This window comes from Mesorhizobium sp. M7A.F.Ca.US.006.04.2.1 (genome assembly GCF_004022915.1).
In the GTDB taxonomy this organism is placed as follows: Bacteria; Pseudomonadota; Alphaproteobacteria; order Rhizobiales; family Rhizobiaceae; genus Mesorhizobium; species Mesorhizobium ciceri.
In genome coordinates, this window is the sequence record NZ_RZQA01001123.1 from 1 (window position 1) to 1,643 (window position 1,643).

2 protein-coding genes are annotated in these 1,643 nt (G+C 63.5%); both read right to left on the bottom strand.

The window, feature by feature from the left end; translation table 11 throughout:
* The coding region (locus EN925_RS34965; protein WP_128337322.1) for a cysteine desulfurase-like protein at positions 1–914 on the bottom strand (914 nt) is incomplete at its 3' end.
* Between the two features lie 49 nt (positions 915–963).
* Positions 964–1,638 carry an amino acid ABC transporter permease gene (locus EN925_RS34970; protein WP_013527987.1) on the bottom strand — a complete coding sequence of 225 codons (675 nt, stop codon included), beginning with the start codon at positions 1,636–1,638 and terminating at the stop codon, positions 964–966.
* Between the last annotated feature and the right edge of the window lie 5 nt (positions 1,639–1,643).

Below are 1,643 nucleotides of genomic sequence, written 5' to 3' on the forward strand. Positions count from 1 at the left end.
ATGTTGTCGCGCCGCGAACGGTTGTTGGACGGCGCCAGATTGCGGCCTATCAGTTCCAGGTATTGCACGGCGGCATCCATGCCGGAGACGTTCTCGTAGATGAAGGTGCCGGCCTCGACCTTGTAGGGCGGCTCGTCGGGGATGAAATCCTCGCGGAAGGTCGGCAGCCGCTTCAGCGTCTCGAAACGGCCCCACAGGAAGCCCATATGCGGCGAGAAATTCTTGTAGCCGGAGCAGACGAGATAGTCGCAGTCCCAGGCCTGCACGTCGATCAGTCCATGCGGCCCGTAATGCACGCAGTCGAGGAACACTTCGGCGCCGGCCGCATGCGCGATCTTGGCCACCGAAGCGACATCGACGATCGAGCCGATCGAGTGCGCCGTGACCGTGCAGGCGATCAGGCGGGTGCGGTCCGAAACCAGCGGACGCAGATCGTCGACATGCAGATTGCCGTCCTCACGCATCCGCCACCATTTGAATTTCGCACCGGCCGACTCCAGCGCCAGCCAAGTCGCGATGTTGGCGTCATGGTCCATGTCGGTGACGACGATCTCGTCGCGCTCTTGCAGCATCTGGCCGATGCCGAGGCTGACCAGGCGGATGAACGAGGTGGCATTCATGCCGAAGCAGATTTCCGCCGGGCTGTAGGCGTTGATGAGCAGAGCGACGCTTGTCCGGGCATCGGCGACCGATTGGTCGACGGTGACGCTGCGGCCATAGCGGCCGCCACGCTGCACATTGTGCGAAACCAGATGATTGGTCACCGCGTCGAGCACGCTCTGCGGGATCTGCGCGCCGGCGGCGTTGTCCAAAAAGATGAAATCGCCGGCCCGCTGCAAGGCTGGAAACATGGCGCGGATGGTGTCGACGGGGAACGCGGTGGCATTCGCATTGTCGGTTTGATGCTTATTCACGGGTAGGCTCCTGCGGAGGGCTTGGACGGGGTGGGATCGGTTGGCGAGGTCAGCGCTTCTTTTCGGTCTTGAAGCGCTCTTCGAGCAGGCTGACGAGGCGGACCATCGGCCAGAGGAAGATGAGATAGACAAGCGCGGCGCCGATCAGCGGCGATGGGTTGGCGTAGAGCGACTGCGCGTTGGTCGCTTCCTTCAAGAGTTCCGGCAGCGCCACGGTGGAGGCGAGCGAGGTGTCCTTGAACATCGAGACGCAGTTGCTGGTCATCGGCGGGATGACGACGCGGATCGCTTGCGGCAGCACCACCTTGCGCAAGGTCAGGAGGAACGGCAGGCCAAGCGCCTGCGACGCCTCGAACTGGCCACGCGGAATGCTTTCGATGCCGGAGCGGAACACCTCGGCCGAGTAGGCCGACATGATGAAGGCGAAGGCTGTCACCGCCGATGCCCAGGACGACAGGCGTATGCCGAGGAAGGGCAGCGCATAGTAGATCAGGATCAGCACGACCAGCACCGGCAGGGCGCGGAAGATGTCGGTGTAGCCGACCGCGAGCCAGCGCAGCGGCTTCGGCGCATAGAGCCGCACCAGGCTGATCCCCAGGCCGATGGGGATGCCGATGCCGATGCTCAAAATGCCGAGCAGCAGCGTGTTCAGGAAGCCGCGCAGCAGCGCCGGCAGGCTGGACATGATGACGTCGGGGTTGAAGAAGGTGTCGATCAGCGACATGGGAG

Excerpts from the sequence above, each read along its gene's own strand:
- EN925_RS34970 (WP_013527987.1), bottom strand. The coding sequence starts at position 1,638 with ATGTCGCTGATCGACACCTTCTTCAACCCCGACGTCATCATGTCCAGC.